This window comes from Pseudomonas sp. ATCC 13867, assembly GCF_000349845.1.
Taxonomy (GTDB): domain Bacteria; phylum Pseudomonadota; class Gammaproteobacteria; order Pseudomonadales; family Pseudomonadaceae; genus Pseudomonas.
The window spans coordinates 1,277,523-1,295,106 of sequence record NC_020829.1; the positions used below are offsets into that span (position 1 = coordinate 1,277,523).

At 65.9% G+C, this 17,584-nt stretch carries 19 protein-coding genes; 9 read left to right on the forward strand and 10 right to left on the reverse strand.

Going from position 1 to position 17,584, the window contains the following annotated elements; all coding sequences use genetic code 11:
* Nucleotides 1-9: 9 nt before the first annotated feature.
* Genes H681_RS05880 through H681_RS05895 form a run of 4 tightly spaced genes read left to right on the forward strand, consistent with a single transcriptional unit; the run spans nucleotide 10 to nucleotide 3,720 of the window.
* Entirely contained in the window at nucleotides 10-918 is a 909-nt protein-coding gene (locus H681_RS05880; RefSeq protein WP_015475920.1) for a type II secretion system F family protein, read from the forward strand.
* Nucleotides 915-1,691: a tetratricopeptide repeat protein gene (locus H681_RS05885; RefSeq protein ID WP_015475921.1), complete on the forward strand. Its 777-nt coding sequence runs from the start codon at nucleotides 915-917 to the stop codon at nucleotides 1,689-1,691. Before H681_RS05880 ends, H681_RS05885 begins: the two co-directional genes overlap by 4 nt.
* 20 nt (nucleotides 1,692-1,711) lie before the next feature.
* Nucleotides 1,712-1,993, forward strand: coding sequence for a DUF3613 domain-containing protein (locus H681_RS05890; protein ID WP_015475922.1), 282 nt, complete (start codon nucleotides 1,712-1,714; stop codon nucleotides 1,991-1,993).
* Between the two features lie 17 nt (nucleotides 1,994-2,010).
* Nucleotides 2,011-3,720 (forward strand): pilus assembly protein TadG-related protein, encoded by a 1,710-nt coding sequence (locus H681_RS05895; protein ID WP_015475923.1) that lies wholly within the window; start codon nucleotides 2,011-2,013, stop codon nucleotides 3,718-3,720.
* 45 nt (nucleotides 3,721-3,765) lie between these two features.
* Here H681_RS05895 and H681_RS05900 read toward each other — a convergent pair whose 3' ends face one another.
* The gene (locus H681_RS05900; protein ID WP_015475924.1) at nucleotides 3,766-4,587 is read right to left on the reverse strand and encodes a response regulator transcription factor; all 822 of its coding nucleotides are present in this window, start codon (nucleotides 4,585-4,587) and stop codon (nucleotides 3,766-3,768) included.
* A 146-nt stretch (nucleotides 4,588-4,733) separates the two neighbouring features.
* Nucleotides 4,734-5,213, reverse strand: a complete 480-nt coding sequence (locus H681_RS05905; protein ID WP_041711756.1) for a prepilin peptidase — start codon at nucleotides 5,211-5,213, stop codon at nucleotides 4,734-4,736.
* A 207-nt stretch (nucleotides 5,214-5,420) separates the two neighbouring features.
* Here H681_RS05905 and H681_RS05910 point away from each other — a divergent pair, with 207 nt between their 5' ends.
* A complete protein-coding gene (locus H681_RS05910; protein ID WP_015475926.1) occupies nucleotides 5,421-5,900 on the forward strand; it encodes a TadE/TadG family type IV pilus assembly protein in 480 nt (159 codons plus the stop codon).
* A gap of 8 nt (nucleotides 5,901-5,908) precedes the next feature.
* The gene (locus H681_RS05915; protein WP_015475927.1) at nucleotides 5,909-8,692 is read left to right on the forward strand and encodes a PAS domain-containing sensor histidine kinase; all 2,784 of its coding nucleotides are present in this window, start codon (nucleotides 5,909-5,911) and stop codon (nucleotides 8,690-8,692) included.
* A gap of 51 nt (nucleotides 8,693-8,743) precedes the next feature.
* On the opposite strand, the gene H681_RS05920 is transcribed toward H681_RS05915, so the two are convergent.
* Together H681_RS05920 and H681_RS05925 are read right to left on the reverse strand one after the other, a co-directional pair.
* The gene (locus H681_RS05920; RefSeq protein WP_015475928.1) at nucleotides 8,744-10,213 is read right to left on the reverse strand and encodes an inorganic phosphate transporter; all 1,470 of its coding nucleotides are present in this window, start codon (nucleotides 10,211-10,213) and stop codon (nucleotides 8,744-8,746) included.
* 291 nt (nucleotides 10,214-10,504) lie between these two features.
* A complete protein-coding gene (locus tag H681_RS05925) occupies nucleotides 10,505-10,726 on the reverse strand; it encodes a hypothetical protein (RefSeq protein WP_015475929.1) in 222 nt (73 codons plus the stop codon).
* A 400-nt stretch (nucleotides 10,727-11,126) separates the two neighbouring features.
* Between H681_RS05925 and H681_RS05930 the strand changes: the two genes are divergently transcribed.
* Nucleotides 11,127-11,432 carry a PsiF family protein gene (locus H681_RS05930; protein ID WP_015475930.1) on the forward strand — a complete coding sequence of 102 codons (306 nt, stop codon included), beginning with the start codon at nucleotides 11,127-11,129 and terminating at the stop codon, nucleotides 11,430-11,432.
* A 279-nt stretch (nucleotides 11,433-11,711) separates the two neighbouring features.
* On the opposite strand, the gene H681_RS27035 is transcribed toward H681_RS05930, so the two are convergent.
* The 3 genes from H681_RS27035 to dmeF form a co-directional block, all read right to left on the reverse strand.
* A complete protein-coding gene (locus H681_RS27035; protein WP_015475931.1) occupies nucleotides 11,712-11,846 on the reverse strand; it encodes a hypothetical protein in 135 nt (44 codons plus the stop codon).
* 77 nt (nucleotides 11,847-11,923) lie between these two features.
* The gene (locus H681_RS05935) at nucleotides 11,924-12,853 is read right to left on the reverse strand and encodes a pseudouridine synthase (RefSeq protein ID WP_015475932.1); all 930 of its coding nucleotides are present in this window, start codon (nucleotides 12,851-12,853) and stop codon (nucleotides 11,924-11,926) included.
* Nucleotides 12,854-12,938: 85 nt separating this feature from the next.
* The gene (dmeF, locus tag H681_RS05940) at nucleotides 12,939-13,880 is read right to left on the reverse strand and encodes a CDF family Co(II)/Ni(II) efflux transporter DmeF (RefSeq protein WP_015475933.1); all 942 of its coding nucleotides are present in this window, start codon (nucleotides 13,878-13,880) and stop codon (nucleotides 12,939-12,941) included.
* 59 nt (nucleotides 13,881-13,939) lie between these two features.
* Between dmeF and H681_RS05945 the strand changes: the two genes are divergently transcribed.
* Nucleotides 13,940-14,215 (forward strand): metal/formaldehyde-sensitive transcriptional repressor, encoded by a 276-nt coding sequence (locus H681_RS05945; RefSeq protein ID WP_015475934.1) that lies wholly within the window; start codon nucleotides 13,940-13,942, stop codon nucleotides 14,213-14,215.
* 8 nt (nucleotides 14,216-14,223) lie between these two features.
* On the opposite strand, the gene H681_RS05950 is transcribed toward H681_RS05945, so the two are convergent.
* Nucleotides 14,224-14,454, reverse strand: a complete 231-nt coding sequence (locus tag H681_RS05950) for a DUF2789 domain-containing protein (protein WP_015475935.1) — start codon at nucleotides 14,452-14,454, stop codon at nucleotides 14,224-14,226.
* A gap of 191 nt (nucleotides 14,455-14,645) precedes the next feature.
* Here H681_RS05950 and H681_RS05955 point away from each other — a divergent pair, with 191 nt between their 5' ends.
* Complete coding sequence (locus H681_RS05955; RefSeq protein WP_015475936.1) at nucleotides 14,646-15,848, forward strand: MFS transporter; 1,203 nt, start codon at nucleotides 14,646-14,648, stop codon at nucleotides 15,846-15,848.
* On the opposite strand, the gene H681_RS05960 is transcribed toward H681_RS05955, so the two are convergent.
* A complete protein-coding gene (locus H681_RS05960; protein WP_015475937.1) occupies nucleotides 15,849-16,451 on the reverse strand; it encodes a glutathione S-transferase in 603 nt (200 codons plus the stop codon).
* A gap of 201 nt (nucleotides 16,452-16,652) precedes the next feature.
* Nucleotides 16,653-17,471, reverse strand: a complete 819-nt coding sequence (gene ppk2, locus H681_RS05965; RefSeq protein ID WP_041711759.1) for a polyphosphate kinase 2 — start codon at nucleotides 17,469-17,471, stop codon at nucleotides 16,653-16,655.
* Nucleotides 17,472-17,584 lie beyond the last annotated feature (113 nt).

Consider the following 17,584-nt stretch of genomic DNA (forward strand, 5'->3'; position numbering starts at 1 on the left):
GGCCGGAAAATGCCCATGACCTACGGTCTGCTGGTGGTGATCCTGGTACTGGCCGCGGTGCTGCTGGCGCTGTCGCAAAGCCGGGCCGCCGGACGCGAGCAGCGGCTGATCGAGCAACGCCTGGGCGGCGGTCCCTTGCCGCGCTCCGGTGGCCGGCACCTGGCCGGTCTGCTGGAACGCCTGGGAGGCAGCGGTCTGGCCCAGCGCCTGCAACTGCGCGACGACGAGGTCCGCCTGTTGCTGGAGCAGGCCGGCTGGAGCGGCAACACGCCACGCAGCATCTACCTGATGGCGCTGCTGGTGTGCCCGCTGCTCCTGGCCGGCCTGGCGCTGGCCGCGAGCCTGGCACCCAAGCCGCTGTTCGCTTTGCCACTGCTGCCGGTGGCGTTCGCGGCAGGCGTCGGCTTCCTCCTGCCCAAGCGCGTGCTGGCCCATTTCGCCGGCAAGCGCCGCGAGCGGCTGGCCGAAGAAGTGATCGTGTTCATCCAGTTGATCCGCATTCTGTTCGATTCCGGCCTGACGGTGGAACAGAGCCTGCGCGTGGTGCGTCAGGAAGGGCAGGGCATCGTCCCGGTGTTGGTCGAGGAGCTGGAAACCGTGCTGGCGCACATCGACAGCGGCCTGGACCTGGCCGACGAACTCGACCTGCTCAACAAGCGCCTGGGGGTGAGCGAACTCAGCGACTGCTGCAACGTGCTGCGCCAGATGGTGCGCCAGGGCGGCAGCGCGCGCGGCTCGCTGCAGACGCTCAAGCAACTGTTCGAGGACCGCCGCTTGACCAGCATGCAGGAGAAGGTCAGCAAGCTGTCGGCGAAGATGAGCCTGGTGATGATGCTGCTGCTGTTCCCGGCGTTGCTGATCATCCTCGCCGGGCCGGGCTTCCTCGCGATTACCAAGGCACTGGGGGGCATGAGATGAGAAACGCAATCGCAGTCGGCCTGCTGAGCCTGACGCTCGGCGGCTGCGCCAGCCTCGGCGCGCTGGGCGGCGGCCAGGTCGGCCAGGCGTGCAGCGAGCACCTGGGGCAGTCGGTAGAACTGCAACTGAACCTGGCGCGGGAAATGCTCGACCAGGGCCGCGCCCACGCCGCGCTGGCCAACCTGGAAACCCTGCCGCAGGACGCGCTGGACGTGCGCGAGAGCAAGGCACTGGCGTTGCGGCGTATCGGCAGCCCGCTGGCGCGGGTCGAATACCAGGCGCTGCTGGGCACCTGCAAGGCCGGCGAGGCGCACCACGGCCTGGGCCTGATCGCCATGCGCAACGGCAACCGCATCGAGGCCGAACGCGAGTTGCGCGAAGCCGCGCGGCTGCAACCGACCGATAGTGACTTCCGCAATGACCTGGGCGTGGTGCTGCTGGAGCGTGGCGAGCGCAGCGGGGCGCGCTTCGAGTTCATTACCGCGCTGGAGCTCAGCGAAGGCGGCAAGCTGCCGGCCACCAACCTGCTCAGCCTGATGTACCTGGAGGGCGAGAGCACCCAGGCCGAGGGGCTGATCCAGCGTGTCGGCCTGTCCGCCGACGACGTGCGCGAAGCCCATGAGCGTGCCGATGCGCTGCGCTCGCCGGGCTCCCCGCCGGCACCGGCGGAGAGCCTGAGCCGGCAAACGCCGCCGACGGACGCCAGTCCGCTGGCGCAGGCCAACCCCCCTGCCGCGGCGCGGGACGCCGGGCTGCTGGTCAAGGCCCGTTGACACGGGCAAGGAGGACGACGATGAACGCATGGATTCTCGCCGGCGCGCTGCTGGCCGCTCCCGCCCTGGCCCAGGCGGTGGACACTCCCGCCGCGCAACCGGGCACCGTCGCCGGCGACCAGCGGGAGGTGCTCACCTGGCTGGACCTGCAGCGCAGCGGCCGCGCCGCCTCGCCCTATCCACAGAGCGCCACCCCCGCCGAACGTGACCGCGCCTACCAGCGCTACCTGAAGAGCTACACCCGCGAAATCCCCGAATACCTGCTCGACGACAGCAACGATTTCAGCACCGGGAAGAACTGATTCATCGGGAGCGGAGCATGGGACGCGAACGGCAGCGAGGCGCAATCGGCATCATGGCGGCAGGGACGCTGCTGCTGGCGCTGGTCTGCCTGGCGCTGGTGATCGACACCGGTCGCCTGTACTACGAGCAGCGCAAGTTGCAGCGGGTGGCCGATATGGCGGCGCTGGAGGCGGCTGGGCAGAGCGGGATGTGCGGTACACAGGATTCGACAACGATCCAGGGATACGTGACGGCGAGTGCAGCGAAGAATGGTTTCGTCGCGGCGGCCGGTGAAGAGTTGACGGGTGTTCTGGGGACTATTGAGCTGAAGGACGAGGATGGACTTCCGCTGTCACGCCGCGGGTTCAGTCCCGGAGGCAATCTTGCGGACTCTGTGAAGGTCCGGGTCACTCATAATGTACCGTCGAGCCTGATCCTCAACGTCGCCAGCGTATTCAAGGGAGTGCCGGTGCAGACGCAACTGAGGGCAGAGGCCGTGGCAAGGCGTACGGCTCTCGGCGCGTTATCCGCCGGAAGTGGTCTGCTGGACCTGGACTCCGGCAAGTCAGCACTGCTCAATGGACTGCTGGGCTCGCTGTTGGGGATCACGCTCAACCTGGACGTTGCGAGTTACAACGGCATCGCGGGTGCCAATCTCTCGCTGCGTGACCTGGCTACGCAGTTGGACCTGAGTGTCGGCACGGTGGATGAACTCGTCAACACCAATGTCGGTGTCGCCCAGTTGCTCGAGGCAGCGGTCAATGCGGTTAGTGCCTCCAATACAGCAGGAGTCGACACTGCCTTGCTTGGCAATGCGCTGGCAGCGGTGAAGGTTCCCATCACAAGAATTGACCTGGCGTCGATCTTGAGCGTCGCCACTCCCAGTGAGTTGCCCGATACGGCGCTGGATTCGCAGGTGAATCTGCTGGATCTGCTGATGGCCACGGCGATGGCGGCGAACAAGGAAGCGGCGGTGAGTATTCCTACCGTGGTTTTGTCCGTGCCTGGAGTAGGCGGGGTGGGGGTATCGCTCTACGTCATTCAACCGCCACAGGTTGCCGTTGGGTATCCGGGAAAGAATGCCGATGGTTCCTGGCGGACCGATGCTAGGCCAGCGCAAGTCAGGCTGTCGTTGGAGGCGACGGCCAATGTGTTGGGGATCGTTTCGACGGAGATCAATCTGAGTCTGCGTGCGATCAGCGGGCATGCGGCATTGGCGAGTATTCAATGCGGGGGAGTCGCGCACTCTTCAACAGCCACAATTCAGGCTGCGGCCAGTCTTGCAACCATCGAGAAATTGAGTTTCAACACGACGGTGCTGGGTGGTGGCCTGGCTTCGGTCAACATCACGCCACGGCCGGGCAGCGTTCCGCTCATGGTCGATATCGGTAGTAACGTCGATCAGTCGCTGAACTTTGATATACCCAGTCGCGCCAGCCTGCCCAGCGCCGCACAGAGGATATCAGCGCCCGTGGGCGGCGCGTTGGCCAACGGGCTGGGCGATATTGGTCGCAACCTTCAAGTGGAGATCAAGCTCCTCGGAGGAGTGCTTGGTGGGTTGATCAATGGCGTGGTCAACAGTGTGGCGGACTTGACCTCCGGATTGACCGCTGCGTTGGCTCCGATCCTTTCTGCACTAGGAGCCCAGGTACTGGACCCTTTACTCAGCTTGCTCGGCATCCAGGTGGGCAACCTCGATGTCCGTCTTATCGATCTGCAAACTCAAACCAACGAACTGCTGATCTGACCCAGTGGGATGCCCTGCGCCAGGCATCCACTGTTGGTCTGGGGATCAGTGCACCGCGCTGCTGGGCGAGGCGCTGGGGGAGAGTGCCAGGGCCAGTTGCGTGCGGTTGTGCATGTGCATCAGGCGCAGCACCTGGGAGACGTAGAGCTTCACGGTGTTTTCCGTGATGCCCAGGTCGTAGGCGATCTGGTAGTTGGTCAGGCCCTTGCTGACCAGCCGCGCCACCGCCTGCTGGCGGGGGGAGAGCTTGTTGAACAGCGGATTGTTCACCACCGGCGCGATCTGCTCGGCGCTGCTGGGCAAACTTTCCGGCGCCTCGGACGCTTCCTGCTTGAGGACGCTGGACTGGCCGCCGCCGTGCACTTCGTACTTGATCTTGTGGATATCCCGCGAGATCGAGTTGAGCGATTCGGCGAGGTACTCCAGGCGCTGGTTCACCTGGCTCAGGCTGAGCTGGCTGCGGATGCGCTCGTGCAGGCGCGCTTCCAGGCGCTCCAGGCCCTTGAGCAGGTCCATCGGCGCGACCGGCTTCTGGTAGTAGTCGGCGACGCCGACGCGCATCGCCTCGATCACTTCCTGGCTGCCCTGCTGACCGGTGAGGATGATGGTTTCGAAGAAGCGCCCGTTGCCGGCGATCTCCTTGAGCGCTTCGACCACGCGGATGCCGTTGTCCCGTCCAAGCCCCAGGTCGCAGATCACCAGGCCGATAGAGCTGTCGTTGCGGAACTTCTGCAGTGCGCTGTCCTTGTTGTCGCTGACGACGCAGCGATAACCACTGTTTTCCAGAAGTTCGGAAAGCTCGGCGGTGACCTGGGGTTCGTCGTCGATAACCATCACGCTGAAGCGACGATTGGCCGGTTTGTCCATGACTGCACGCTCCTTGAAGGCATATTGCTTAGTTCTTATCGTCCGGCCATCGAGGTTCCGCAGCCGGTTTTTATATCAGGTGACGGATGGTATTAACCCATAGCATATAGTCGTTAAGTTTGAGGGGCGCCATGTGAAGAATTTGTTCAATGGAAAAATGAGAGGTACGTCAGAAGTCCGGCGAACAGGGAAAATATAAAAGGGAATGCCTTGAACCTTGACGGTAACAGTCGCGCCAGTTTCGTCTGGAAATGAGCCGGAAGCCGATCCGAACCGATCAAGAGTTTGCTGACAAGCATCAGCACCAGGCTGATCAGGCTCGCCAGTGCCAGCACATAGAGCAGCAGTTGTGGGTGGCTGGCCAGGGCCAGGGCGACCAGCGCCTTGACGTCGGCGGCGCCCAGTTTGCCCAGCAGGTAGCCCGGTACGCTCAGCAGCAGCGCCAGGAGGGTCGCAACCAGTGCGGCCTGCGGTGTGTGGCCGGTCAGCGTGTGGCCTTCGACCAGCAGGAAGGCGGCGGCGAGCAGCGCGCCGCCGAGGGTCAGCAGGTTGCTCACGCGCAGACGCGTCAGGTCCTGGTAGGCGCACACCGCGAACCAGCCCAGCAGCAGGAGTTTGGCCAGCATCGGGAACATCCCTATTCACACCAAAGAATTAATACCTTATACCGGGAATGTCTCTTCGCCAGCAGCATCTAGTATTGATCGATAAGTGTCGGTATCCGCCAGAAGTTTCTTCAGGAATCTTTCCCGCGGTCGATAAGCTGAATGAACGATCAATTATAAAAACCGAGCGATCGATCAACTATCGAAGTTATTCGAGGAGTGCTGCGCATGAAAGGAATCGGAAGTTCCCAGGGGCAGCGTGGGGCGGTGGCGATCGAGTTCGCCGCGGTTTTCGTGTTGTTCTTCGCGGTACTCTACGGTTTGCTCGGTTATTGCGTGCCACTCTTGATGCTGCAGGCCTTCAATGACGCCGCCGCGTCAGGGGCGCGCATTGCCATTTCGGTCAATCCGCAGGCCGACAATTATGAAACCCAGTTGCATCAGGTGGTGACGGATGAGGTGGACAAGCGCCTGGCTTGGATGCCGGATGCCTGGCACCAGGGCTGCTATGGCGGCTCGTACCTGGAGGATGCACCGCTGCCCACCGAGACGATAGGCGAAGAGGAGCGCGTCTACACCCGTATCAACGTTTGCGTCAGCTATCCCTACATGGCTTCGCCCATCGTGCCGCTGCTCACCTTGCCGGGCATTGGCACCATCCCGCGTCTGCCGGACGTTCTCAAGGGCAAGGCCACCCTATTGTTCTAAGGACCGCGATGTTCGATTTCTTCCGCTCCCTGACGGGCTCCCGGGACGATGAGCCTCCGGCCCCCGCGCCGAACCGCCCGCTGGCCGCGCGGCGGCGCCCGGCGCTGACGGCCGAGGAAGTGGCACCGCCGACGGCCGCGGCGCACTGGGATATCTGGCTGGAGCTGGACGGCCGTGATCGCGTGGTGGCCCACGGCGGTCGGCAGGTGCATCGGCTGCTGTTGCCCGCCGGCGGCTCCCTGGCGTTGCCCGTACTGGGAGACTATCTGGAGCGCCGGGTGCCCGGCAGCATGCCGTTGACCGGCCTGCGGGGCGGCGAGCGGGTCGACCTGGCGCTGCGCAGCACCGGCGATCTGCCGCTGGTGTGCCGCTTCCAGGCGGTCCTGCAGGCCGACGAGCACTGCCTGTTGCTGGGCACCGACATTTCCGACCTGAACTGGCAGTCCGACAACCAGCAGCACAAGCTGCAATGCCTGAACCTCAGCAAGCTGCTGCTGGCGCGCCTGCGCCATAGCTCGCAGCGGCGCCTGAACGACGCGGTGGGCGAGGTGCTGGAGTCCTTCTGTGGGGCGTTCCAGATGCGCTCGATGGCGTTGGCGCTGGAGTCGGTGGAGGGCGTGCTGAAGGTCTTCGCCTGTCATCTCCAGCCGGGTCTCGACAGCCTGCTGCGCGAGGGTCTGACGCTGCCCGATGGAGAACTGAGGCGGGCCACCGGCGCTTACCTGCTGGAAACCGCTGCAGGCCCCTCCGAACTGTTGCGGATGCTCTGCTGCGAGTGCCTGTACCTGGTGCCGGCGCCGGTCCGTGGCGGCCGCCTGGCGGGGTTGCTCGCCGAACCCGCGGTGCCGGGCGGCAGCGGGGCGGGGCCGCAGCCCGGCGACTGGCAGTACCTGGCGGAAATCCTCGCCAACCTGGTGCATGAACGTTCCGAGCTGCATAGCCTGCGCGACAGCAGCCGGCGTCTGAACCTGCTGCAGGACATGGTCGGCGGCGGCTGGTGGCGGATGCGCATGGCCGAGGGAGTGTTCGAGTTGTCGCCGGCGGTGGCGGCCTGCCTCGGGCTCGCCGCCGGGCAGGGCGAGCTGGCCCTGGCCGACCTGCTCTCGATGCTGCACCCGGCCGATGCCGATGAACTCAGCCTGCGCCTGCGCAACCTGCAGCCCGGCGCGCGACTGGTGCAGGACCTGCGCCTGCGCGCCCGGGCGTCCACGCAGACGCGCCGCTGGCTGCGCCTGCAAGGGCGGATGCAGGCGCGGGCCGGCGACCAGATGATGGATGGCGTGCTGCTGGACATCAGCGAGGGCAAGCTGCAGGAAGAACAGGCCCTGGCGGCCCACGCCCGGCTGCGCAACCTGATCGATAGCGCCCCGGTGGTGATCTATGTGCAGCGGGTGGAGGAGGGTCACCTGATCCCCGAGTTCTACAGCGAGAGCGCCGGCAACCTGCTGGGGCTCGACCTGCAGGGGCAGAGCTGGCAGGCGCTGGCCGAACGGGTGCACCCCGAGGACCTGGAAATCTTCCTCGCCCGTGGCCGCGAGCTGCTGCGCGAGGGGCGGGTCCGCAGCGAATACCGCCTGTGCGACAGTGCCGGCGAGTGGCACTGGCTGTATGACGAGGCCAAGCTGCTGCGCGACATCCAGGGCCTGCCGCAGGAGGCGGTCGGCCTCTGGCTGGACGTCACCGAGCAGCATCTGGCGGCGCTGCAGATCGCCGAAAGCGAGGAGCGCTACCGGGTGCTGGTGGAAGACTCGCCGGCGTTGATCTGCCGCTACGCCCCGGATCTCACCCTGACCTTCATCAACCACACCTTCGCCCAGGTGCTGGACGAGCCGGTGGAGGCGCTGCTCGGGCGGCGCCTGGACGAATGGGTGTCCGCCCAGGATTGCAGCGCCCTGCGTGCCCGCCTGGTGGGTGGCGATGTGCCGGCGGCCGGCGATGATTCCTGGGAACTGCGTTTCAGCCTGCCGGGCCAGCGCAACCTCTGGCTGGTGTGGGCGGATCGCCCCTTGCTGGACGTCGACGGGCGCCTCCTGGAGGTGCAGGCCGTCGGGCGCGACAACACCGCCGTGCGCCGTGCCCAGCAGCAGTTGGCGCAGGGTGCGAAGATGGCCAGCCTGGGCGAGATGGTCAGCGGCATGACCCATGAGATGAAGCAGCCCCTGCACGTGATGCGCATGGCGCTGTACAACGCCCGCCAGCGCCTGGAGGATGTCGGGTACCTGACGGAGAAGATCGAGCGGGCGGATGCGCAGATCGACCGGCTGTCCCGGGTGGTCGGCCATATGGGCGTGTTCAGCCGCACCTCCGAACTGGAAATGTCGCCCTTCGATCCCTTCCAGGCCTGCGAGGGCACACTGGAGCTGATGGGGGACGGCCTGACGCAGCAGGGCATCCTGCTGGAATGCCGGCCACCGGCGCAGCGAGTGACGGTCTGCGGTTTCTCCGATCAGTTGGAGCAGGTGCTGATCAACCTGCTGGCCAACGCGCGCGATGCGCTGCTCGGTCGGGAAGGCGAGGGCGCGCGCTGGATCGGCCTGTCGCAGGAGCCCTGTGCCGATCCGGGATGGGTCGAACTGCACGTACGGGACAACGCCGGCGGTATCGACGAGGCCCTGATGGAGCGGATTTTCGAGCCGTTCTTCACCACCAAGCCGATCGGCAAGGGCACCGGCCTCGGGCTGTCGGTGAGCCATGACCTGATCCGCAACATGGGCGGCAGCCTGTCGGTGGACAACTACAAGGGCGGGGCGCGCTTCAGAGTACGCCTGCCGCTGCAGCCAGCGATCGGCTGAGCAAAAAAAACGCCTGCGGATGCAGGCGTTCTTCCGGGTGCCGGGGTGGGCTCAGACGAACTTCGAGGTGAGCCAGAACAGACCGGCGGCCAGGCTCATCGACGCGGGCAGGGTCAGCACCCAGGCCAGGACGATGTTGCGGACCGTGCTGCCTTGCAGGCCGCTGCGATTGGCTACCATCGTGCCGGCCACGCCCGAGGACAGCACGTGGGTGGTGGAAACCGGCAGGCTGTAGATGTTGGCCAGGCCGATGGCGGCGGTGGCTGTGAGCTGGGCGCTGATGCCCTGGGCATAGCTCATGCCCTGCTTGCCGATCTTCTCGCCGACGGTGAGCACCACGCGCTTCCAGCCGACCATCGTGCCGATGCCCAGGGCCAGGGCGACGGCGATGATGACCCAGAACGGCGCGTATTCGGTGGTGCTGGTCAGGTCCTTGCGCAGCTTCTCGAGGTCCGCCTTCTCACGGGACGGCAGCTCGGCCAGCTTGCCGACCTTCTTCGCGGTGTCGTCCAGGCACAGCAGGTAGCGGCGTACCTGCACGCGGGCGTCGCTGCTCAGGTCGGCGTAGCTGGAGATGCCGCGCAGGTCGCCCAGCAGGCCATTGAGGGTGGCCTCGGTCTGCTTCGGATCGCAGCGGTAGAGGTCCGGCATGTCGGAGCCGCTGGTCTTGCCCAGGGCCAGCATTTCGCCGAGGGTCTCGGAGTGGCGCTGGTAGAACTGCTGCAGGTGGGTGGCGGAGTCGCGGGTACGCTCGATCTGGTAGGTGGTGCTGTTCAGGTCGAGCACGAACTGGGCCGGGACGATGCCGATCAGCACCAGCATGATCAGGCCGATGCCTTTCTGGCCGTCGTTGGAGCCGTGCACGAAGCTCACGGTCATGGCCGAGATCACCAGCACCAGGCGGTTCCAGAACGGTGGGTGCTTCTTCTCGTCGACGTCGCGACGGGTTTCCGGCGTCTTGTGCATCTTCGACAGCGGATACATCCACTTCAGGCCGATCAGCAGCGCGGCGGCGACCAGGAAGCCGGCCAGCGGCGAGAAGATCAGCGACAGGCCGATGTCGATCGCCTTGCCCCAGTTGATCCCGTCGGCCAGCGGCACGTCGGTGATCAGTGCATTGGCCAGGCCCACGCCGAGGATCGAGCCGATCAGGGTGTGCGAGCTGGAGGCGGGGATGCCGAAGTACCAGGTGCCGAGGTTCCAGGTAATGGCGGCGGCGAGCAGCGAGAACACCATGACCAGGCCGTGGCCGGTGTTCACGTTGATCAGCAGCTCCACCGGCAGCAGGTGGACGATGGCGTAGGCGACGCCGACACCGCCGAGCAACACGCCGAGGAAGTTGAAGATGCCGGAGAGGATCACCGCGCGGTAGGGCGACATGGCCTTGGTGTAGATGACCGTGGCCACCGCGTTGGCGGTGTCATGGAAGCCGTTGATGAACTCGAAGGCGAGTACGAACGCCAGTGCCAGCACCAGGCTGACACCCACCCAGATATCGAGTCCGCTGAAGAGATCGAACATGAAGTTTCTATGACCGGTCGGAGACGGGGCGGCGATTATGCCAGAAGCGATGAGCACCGTATTCAGCCTGAAACGGTTTCTCGAATTTGCGCGACGCCACGTCGCACGGCGCTTTCAGGCAGGGTGGAAAAAACTTGCAATGCTTCCACACCGGGCCGCCGGCCCGTCGAATGAATGTTTTGAGGTCTGTACCGGACTCCCCCACGGAGTCCTCCCCACCCGGTAGCGACGACCTTCCCACGGTAAAGAATCGGCTGGGTCGGCTGGCCACGGGAGCGTTCGTACCCGGACCTACGGTTTAAGGGACGTAGCTTCCTGTTCCTTTTTCAGTCGTTGTTCTTCGATCTTTTCCAGTTCCCGGTCGAAGGCCTTGTCGAGCAGGTTGCGGCGCTTGCGCCACGGCTTTCGTTCGGGGTCCGGCTGGGCGGCATACAGTGTGACTTCGCCGCCGTACACATCCTTGTAGCGTTGCTCCTGGCGCTCCAGTTCCGCGCGCAGTTCGTCTTTGGTCACGATGTGTCCTGATGACAGAGATAGGTCGTTGCCGGTGGGCATCCCGCCTGGACACCGCCCGAGGCAGTGTAGGCGGTGGCCATGACAGCGCCGGGACGACCGGAAACGGCGCGGATTATAACCTCTCGCAGGGGTCGCCCGGACGAATACCGCCGACGGACGGCGCCAGGCCAGGAACGGCGGGCCCTGCAGAGAGGCTCAGTCGGGTGCGCTTGCAGCCCGGGCGCTGACAGTGTTCCTCAAGGAGGAACTCGGCGACGACCGCGTCGGCCAGGTTGACGTTGGTGGCCGCGCCTCCGCACGTTGATCGGCGCCGAGGTGCCGGCATTGGCCCCTCGGGTCGCCAATGTGGGCGTGCGAGCTACGCTGAGAAAGGCAATCCATCCTGGGAGACCTCTCCATGACCATCGTTCGCATTCCGCTGCTTGCACTGGCTCTTCTGTTTTCGGTGCAGGGTTTCGCTGCCACCGCCGCGCAGACCGCGCAGCAGGAAAAGATGAAGACCTGTAACGCCGATGCCACCACCAAGGCACTCAAGGGCGATGAGCGCAAGGCGTTCATGAGCAAGTGCCTTTCGGCCGGCAGCGATGCCAAGGCGATGACGCCTCAGCAGGCAAAGATGAAGACCTGCAACGCCGACGCGACCGCCAAGGCGCTCAAGGGCGACGACCGCAAGGCGTTCATGAGTACGTGTCTGAAGAAGTGAGGATGGCGCGCGGCAGTGCCGCGTGGGACGTGACAAGGGCAGCCTGGGCTGCCCTTTTTCCTTCTTGGGGAAAACCCGGAGCCGGGTTCGCGCGCAAGAACTAGGTGCCCCCTCGTTCCTGCGAAGAGCGCCGGAGTAAGGCCCACCTGCAGGAGCGAGCTTGCTCGCGAACCCATCCGATCGCTCAGATGCCGGAAAACACCAGCCAGACGCTGATCAGGGCGTAGGCCACGGTCTCCGCATCGTTCCGCAGGCCGGGCGACAACCGCCGGAGCAGGTTCATTTCCTGGCCACCGCGGACCAGAAGCCCTGGGCATTGCGGAACGGCTGGCGAGCCATCTGTTCGGGGCGGGTGATGCCATCGGCCAGCAGGGCGTTGACGAGGGCGGAAAAGGACTTGGCGCTGTAGCTCATGTTCGGCTCCTGATGCTTTCTCTCCGTTGCTGGAGCTATGAAAACACCGGGGCCACTATCGACGGAAATGGATAGCCTTAACGGTGACCATCGATGAAATTGATGGAAGGCCAGGACAGCTCGAGCTGGCTCTGGAAGAGGCGCGGCTCGCCCGTGAGCGGGTCGATGAAGGCCAGTTGGCGGGCCAGCAGCTTCAGCGGTCTCTCGTAGTCCTCCGGCGGACGTTCGTCACGCGGTGGCAGGGTGGGGTAGAGGGGATCGAAGCACAACGCCGCGCCGAGGGCCGACATGTGCACGCGCAACTGGTGGCGCTTGCCGGTCAGCGGATGCAGGCCGTAGCGCCATAGCGCGCCGCGCCGCTCCAGCACTTCGATGCGCGTTTCGCTGTTGGGCGTGCCTTCCACCTCCTGCATTCGGATGAAGGGATCGCCATCCACCATCCGCGATTTGCGCACATGGGGGAACGCCAGCTGCGGCAGCGCCGGGGCGATGGCCTCGTACATCTTGTCGATGCGCCGTTCGCGGAACAGCGCCTGGTAGGCGGCGCGGCTGTCGGGGTTGGCGGAGAGCAGCACCAGTCCGGCGGTGAGCCGGTCGATGCGGTGCAGCGGCACCAGCAGCGGGTTGTCCAGGCGCCTGGCGAGGCGGGCCAGCAGGGTGTGCTCGACGTACTGGCCGGAGGGCGTCACCGGCAGGAAGTGCGGCTTGTCCGCCACGACCAGGTGCTCGTCGGCGTACAGGATCGATTCCTGGAACGGCACCGGCGTTTCCTGCGGCACTTCGCGGAAGTAGTGGATGCGCAGGGCTTCGCGGTAGGGATGCTCGGGGCCGATGGGCTGGCCGTCGCTGTCCAGCACCTTGCCGCGCGCCATGCGGTCCAGCCAGGTATCGCGGCTGATCGCCGGGAAGCGTGCGCACAGGCAGTCCAGCACGGTCGCCCAGGGGCCGGCGGGCAGGTGCAGGGTGCTGGCGCGTTGCTGGGCGGCGGAGAAGCGGGGACTGGACATCTTCGGAAGCGACCGGGGTTCGACAGGCTGCGCATTAGGCCGCAGCGGCGTGGCGGTCGTCAAAGCCGCCACGACCTCCGGTCGGTCAGACGTGGACCGGGTTGATCTCCACCGTGATGTGCGCCAGTTCCTCGTGTACCTGCAGGCGCTGGCGCACCAGCTCGGGCGTCAGGTTGCCGGCACTGGCCAGGCTGAGGATGCAGGCATAGCGCGATTTGCCCACGCGCCACAGGTGCAGGTCGGTGATGCGTGCCGGCTGCGGCAGTTCGGCGACCACTTCGCGGATTTCCTCCACCACCGGGTCGTTCATCTCCGCATCCAGCAGCACTCGGCTGCTCTGCTTGAGCAGGCCGACCGACCAGATCGCCACCAGCACCGCGCCGACGATGCCCATCAGCGGGTCGAGCCAGGCCGCGCCCCACAGCCGTCCACCGATCAGCGCGACGATGGCGGCCACCGAGGTGGCGGCGTCGGCGATCACATGCAGGTAGGCGGCGCGCAGGTTGAGGTCATGGTCATGGCCGTGGTGGTGATGAGCGTGGTCGTGCCCGTGCCCGTGATCATGGTGGTGGTCGCCGCGCAGCAGCCAGGCGCAGGCCAGGTTCACCAGCAGGCCGAGCGCGGCGATGGCGATGGCTTGCTCGTAGTGGATCGGCGAAGGGGAGAGCAGCCGCGCCACCGACTCGAAGAGCATCAGGCCGGCCACGCCCAGCAGCAGAATGGCGCTGGTATAGCTGGCCAACACCTCGATCTTGAAGGTGCCGAAGGCAAAGCGCGCGTCACCCTTGAAGCGCCGCGCCGCCACGTAGGCGAAGAAGGCCAGGCCCAGCGCCAGGGCGTGGGAGCTCATGTGCCAGCCGTCGGCGAGCAGCGCCATCGAGTTGAAGATCCAGCCGCCGACGATCTCCACCACCATCATCACCACGGTCAGCAACGCGGCGCGCAGGGTGTTGCGTTCGGCCAGGGGGTTGTCTTCGTGGAACCGGTGGTCGTGGCGACCGTCTTGCGAGTGGGTGGCGTGCTGCATGATGATGGTCCGTAAGAGAAGCCTGGATACTATACCCCAGTATACTTTGGAGCGTTGGCGTGGGACATACGATCAAGGACCAGAAGAAGCTGTTGACCCGGGTGCGCCGCATCAAGGGGCAGAGCGAGGCGCTGGAGCGAGCGCTGGAACAAGGCAGCGAATGTGCGGCGATCCTGCAGCAGATCGCCGCTATCCGCGGCGCGGTGAACGGCCTGATGGCCGAGGTGCTGGAAGGCCACCTGCGCGACCACCTGGGCGCCGAGGACCGCACGGCGGCGCAGCGCCAGGAGGATCTGGAGCAGGTGGTGGGTGTGCTGCGCTCCTACCTGAAGTGAGCGATGGCTCAGCCGGACAGGCGCACCGCCAGTTCGTCGACGTCCTCGGCCCAGTCCGAGTCGTCCGCCAGGGCCTCGCGCAGGAACTGCGCCTGGGCCGGGCTCCAGAACGGCGCATCCGCCAGCGCCTGGCCTGCGGCCAGCCGATGGCTGCCGAGAAACGCATCGATGTCCTGCCGGCCGTTGGGCAGGCCGAGTTGCTTGAAGAGTGCGCCGAGCGTGTGCGGGCTGGTATCCATAGGGACCTCCTGTGAACCCGTTGGGAACGAGGGACGCGTCGCGCGGACGCGGGTGGCTGCAACAACTATAGGTGCATCTGCCACGTGGCAGCACCGTAATCGGGCGGCTTGCGCGGAAATAGATAGCCAGCTTTCAATTTTCCCGGTGCCGCGTAATCATGGGCGCCGCCCACCCACCGCCAGGTCTGTCCATGAGCTCTTCCGAGCAGCGAACTGCCTCCGTCACCCTGCGGATACTCGCCACCGTCGTCTTCACCTTCATCCTGTTCCTGAGTATCGGCCTGCTGCTGCCGGTGCTGCCCGGTTTCGTCCACGAAGGCCTGGGCTATTCCACGGTGGTCGCCGGCGTGGTGATCGGCCTGCAGTACATCGCCACCCTGGTCTCGCGCCCGCTGGCGGGTTACCTGACCGACACCTGCGGCGCCAGGCGTGCGGTGCTCTACGGCCTGGTCGTGCTGGGCGCCGGCGGCCTGCTGGTGCTGGCGTCCACCGCCCTGGCGTCCGTGGCCTGGCTCAGCCTCGTGCTGCTGCTGGGCAGCCGCCTGCTGTTCGGCCTGGCGCAGGGGCTGCTGGGGATCGGCACGGCAAGCTGGGGCATCGCCCTGGTCGGCACGCAGAACACCGCCAGGGTGATTTCCTGGAACGGCATCGTCAGCTACGGCGGCATCGCCATCGGTGCGCCGCTGGGCGTCTCCATGTCCGCTTCGCTGGGGCTGTGGAGCCTGGGCATGAGCATCCTGCTGCTGACCGCCCTGGGCCTGCTCGCCGCCCGCGGCCGGGAGGAGGTGCCGATCATCCCCGGCGCCCGCATGGCCTTCCATGCCGTGCTGGGCCGCGTATTGCCCTACGGGATGTGTGTGATGCTCGGCTCCATCGGCTTCGGCACCCTGGCTACCTTCATCACCCTGTATTACGGCAGCCAGGGCTGGGCCAATCCGGCGTGGTGCCTGACGGCGTTCGGCGTCTGCTTCATCGGCGCGCGGCTGTTGTTCTCGGGCATGGTCAACCGTTTCGGCGGTTTCGTCGTCGCGGTGGTCTGCCTGGCGGTGGAAACCGGTGGCCTGCTCCTGCTCTGGCTGGCGCCCGGACCGGGCTTTGCCTTGCTGGGCGCGGCGCTCACCGGTTGCGGCCTGTCGCTGGTCTATCCGTCGCTGGGCGTGGAGGCGGTGCTGCGCATCCCGGCCAGCAGTCGCAGCGCCGGGCTGGGAGCCTACGCGCTGTTCTTCGACCTGGCGATGGGCGTGGCCGGCCCGCTGATGGGGCTGGTCGCCGCCCGCCACGGTTACGCCGCGATCTTCCTCGTCGCCGCCGGCCTTGCGACCTGCGGCTTTGTCATCTGCCTCGGCCTGCTGCGCTGGACGCGGCAGCGCCACGAGGAACTGCCGCAGGAGTGATCACACCGGCGGGAAGGCCTTGAAGGCCTCCAGCGACTCGGCGTAGGCGGTCCAGTCGTGCAGGGCGGGGTAGGTATCCGCCGGAATGTACTGGACATGCAGCAGCTGGATGAAGGTCCAGGCCACGGCGATGCTCAGGCCGGCCTGATCGAGGCGCCCATCGCGCGGCAGCGGGTGTTCCTCGAGGTCACGCTCCAGCGCGGCGCAGGCGGCATGCAGCTGTTCCTCGACCCGCCCTTGCCAGGGCATGTGCTGCTTGTCCTCCGGGCGCTGCTGTTCGTAGTAGCGCTGTACCGCCTTTTCCATCGCCGCCAGCGCCAGGCCCAGCAGGCGGGTGGTGCGTATCCGCGCAGTCGATTCGCCGGGCATCAGGCTCCGCCCGGACTCATGCTCGATCAGGTCGATGATCAGGGTGGAATCCATCAGCGTCTGGCCGTCGTCGAGGATCAGCGTCGGTGCCTTGACCACCGGGTTGATCCGGCGGAAGTCCTCGTAGGTGCTGAACACCGAGAGCGGGCGATGCTGGAAATCGACGTCCAGCAGACGCAGGGTGATGGCGACGCGGCGGACGTAGGGGGAGTCGAGCATTCCGATCAGTTGCATGGGCGCATCCTGTGATTGGCGATGACATGGCGGTGGCGCGTGAATCCGCGCAATGGCCTTGAATCGGCTGGGGCGGAACCGGTCAGGCGAGCTTTTCGTGGCCGGATGGCGTTCGCGCGGTGCGGCGGGAGCGGCGGTCGAAAGCGCCGCTCGACGCGGGTCGATCCAGGGGCGGCGCGGTGGGCGCGCCGGCCCCGGGGATCAGTAGACGTCCTCGACGTAGCGGTAGGGGTAGTCCGGGCTCTTGTAGCGGCCGATCTTGCCGCGCTTGGGCAGTTCGACCTTCTCGCGCGGCACGTCCTTGTACGGGATGTGCTGGAGCAGGTGGTCGATGATGTTCAGCCGTACGCGCTTCTTGTCCTCGGAGTGCGCGACGAACCAGGGCGCCCAGGGCGTGTCGGTGCTGGCGAACATCAGGTCGCGGGCGCGGGTGTACTCGTCCCAGCGGGTGAAGGATTTCACGTCCATCGGCGACAGCTTCCAGATCTTGCGGCCGTCGTTGATGCGATCCTCGAGACGGCGCGCCTGCTCCTCGGGCGTCACCTCCAGCCAGTACTTGAGCAGGATGATCCCCGACTCGGTCATCATCCGCTCGAACAGCGGCGTGACGGCAAGGAACTTGTCGGCCTGCTCCTCGGTGCAGAAGCCCATCACCCGCTCGACCCCGGCGCGGTTGTACCAGCTGCGGTCGAAGATCACCACCTCGCCGGCCGCCGGCAGGTGGGAGATATAGCGCTGCACGTAGAGCTGCGATTTCTCGCGCTCGGTGGGCGCCGGCAGCGCCACGGTGCGGAACACCCGCGGGCTGACGCGTTCGGTGATGGCCTTGATGGTGCCGCCCTTGCCGGCGCCGTCGCGCCCTTCGAAGATGATGCAGACCTTCAGGCCCTTGTGCACGACCCACTGCTGGAGCTTGACCAGTTCGACGGTGAGTTTCTTCAGCTGTTCTTCGTATTCCTTGTTGCCAAGTTTCTTCGGCTTCTCCGCCGCAGAAGCGCTCGACTTGCTCTTCTTGCCCATCATTTCCTCCGTTTCCGGTCTCAGGCGACCGTTGGCTGAGCATAGCTGCTCGCCGGCGGGAAAAGCCTCGCCCGAGTCGATTTCGAAGATATAGGAGGCCGCCGGTTACCGGG

Excerpts from the sequence above, each read along its gene's own strand:
- H681_RS05880 (WP_015475920.1), top strand. The coding sequence starts at position 10 with ATGCCCATGACCTACGGTCTGCTGGTGGTGATCCTGGTACTGGCCGCG.
- H681_RS05885 (WP_015475921.1), top strand. The coding sequence starts at position 915 with ATGAGAAACGCAATCGCAGTCGGCCTGCTGAGCCTGACGCTCGGCGGC.
- H681_RS05890 (WP_015475922.1), top strand. The coding sequence starts at position 1,712 with ATGAACGCATGGATTCTCGCCGGCGCGCTGCTGGCCGCTCCCGCCCTG.
- H681_RS05895 (WP_015475923.1), top strand. The coding sequence starts at position 2,011 with ATGGGACGCGAACGGCAGCGAGGCGCAATCGGCATCATGGCGGCAGGG.
- H681_RS05900 (WP_015475924.1), bottom strand. The coding sequence starts at position 4,587 with ATGGACAAACCGGCCAATCGTCGCTTCAGCGTGATGGTTATCGACGAC.
- H681_RS05905 (WP_041711756.1), bottom strand. The coding sequence starts at position 5,213 with ATGCTGGCCAAACTCCTGCTGCTGGGCTGGTTCGCGGTGTGCGCCTAC.
- H681_RS05910 (WP_015475926.1), top strand. The coding sequence starts at position 5,421 with ATGAAAGGAATCGGAAGTTCCCAGGGGCAGCGTGGGGCGGTGGCGATC.
- H681_RS05915 (WP_015475927.1), top strand. The coding sequence starts at position 5,909 with ATGTTCGATTTCTTCCGCTCCCTGACGGGCTCCCGGGACGATGAGCCT.
- H681_RS05920 (WP_015475928.1), bottom strand. The coding sequence starts at position 10,213 with ATGTTCGATCTCTTCAGCGGACTCGATATCTGGGTGGGTGTCAGCCTG.
- H681_RS05930 (WP_015475930.1), top strand. The coding sequence starts at position 11,127 with ATGACCATCGTTCGCATTCCGCTGCTTGCACTGGCTCTTCTGTTTTCG.
- H681_RS27035 (WP_015475931.1), bottom strand. The coding sequence starts at position 11,846 with ATGAGCTACAGCGCCAAGTCCTTTTCCGCCCTCGTCAACGCCCTGCTG.
- H681_RS05935 (WP_015475932.1), bottom strand. The coding sequence starts at position 12,853 with ATGTCCAGTCCCCGCTTCTCCGCCGCCCAGCAACGCGCCAGCACCCTG.
- dmeF (WP_015475933.1), bottom strand. The coding sequence starts at position 13,880 with ATGCAGCACGCCACCCACTCGCAAGACGGTCGCCACGACCACCGGTTC.
- H681_RS05950 (WP_015475935.1), bottom strand. The coding sequence starts at position 14,454 with ATGGATACCAGCCCGCACACGCTCGGCGCACTCTTCAAGCAACTCGGC.
- H681_RS05955 (WP_015475936.1), top strand. The coding sequence starts at position 14,646 with ATGAGCTCTTCCGAGCAGCGAACTGCCTCCGTCACCCTGCGGATACTC.
- H681_RS05960 (WP_015475937.1), bottom strand. The coding sequence starts at position 16,451 with ATGCAACTGATCGGAATGCTCGACTCCCCCTACGTCCGCCGCGTCGCC.
- ppk2 (WP_041711759.1), bottom strand. The coding sequence starts at position 17,471 with ATGGGCAAGAAGAGCAAGTCGAGCGCTTCTGCGGCGGAGAAGCCGAAG.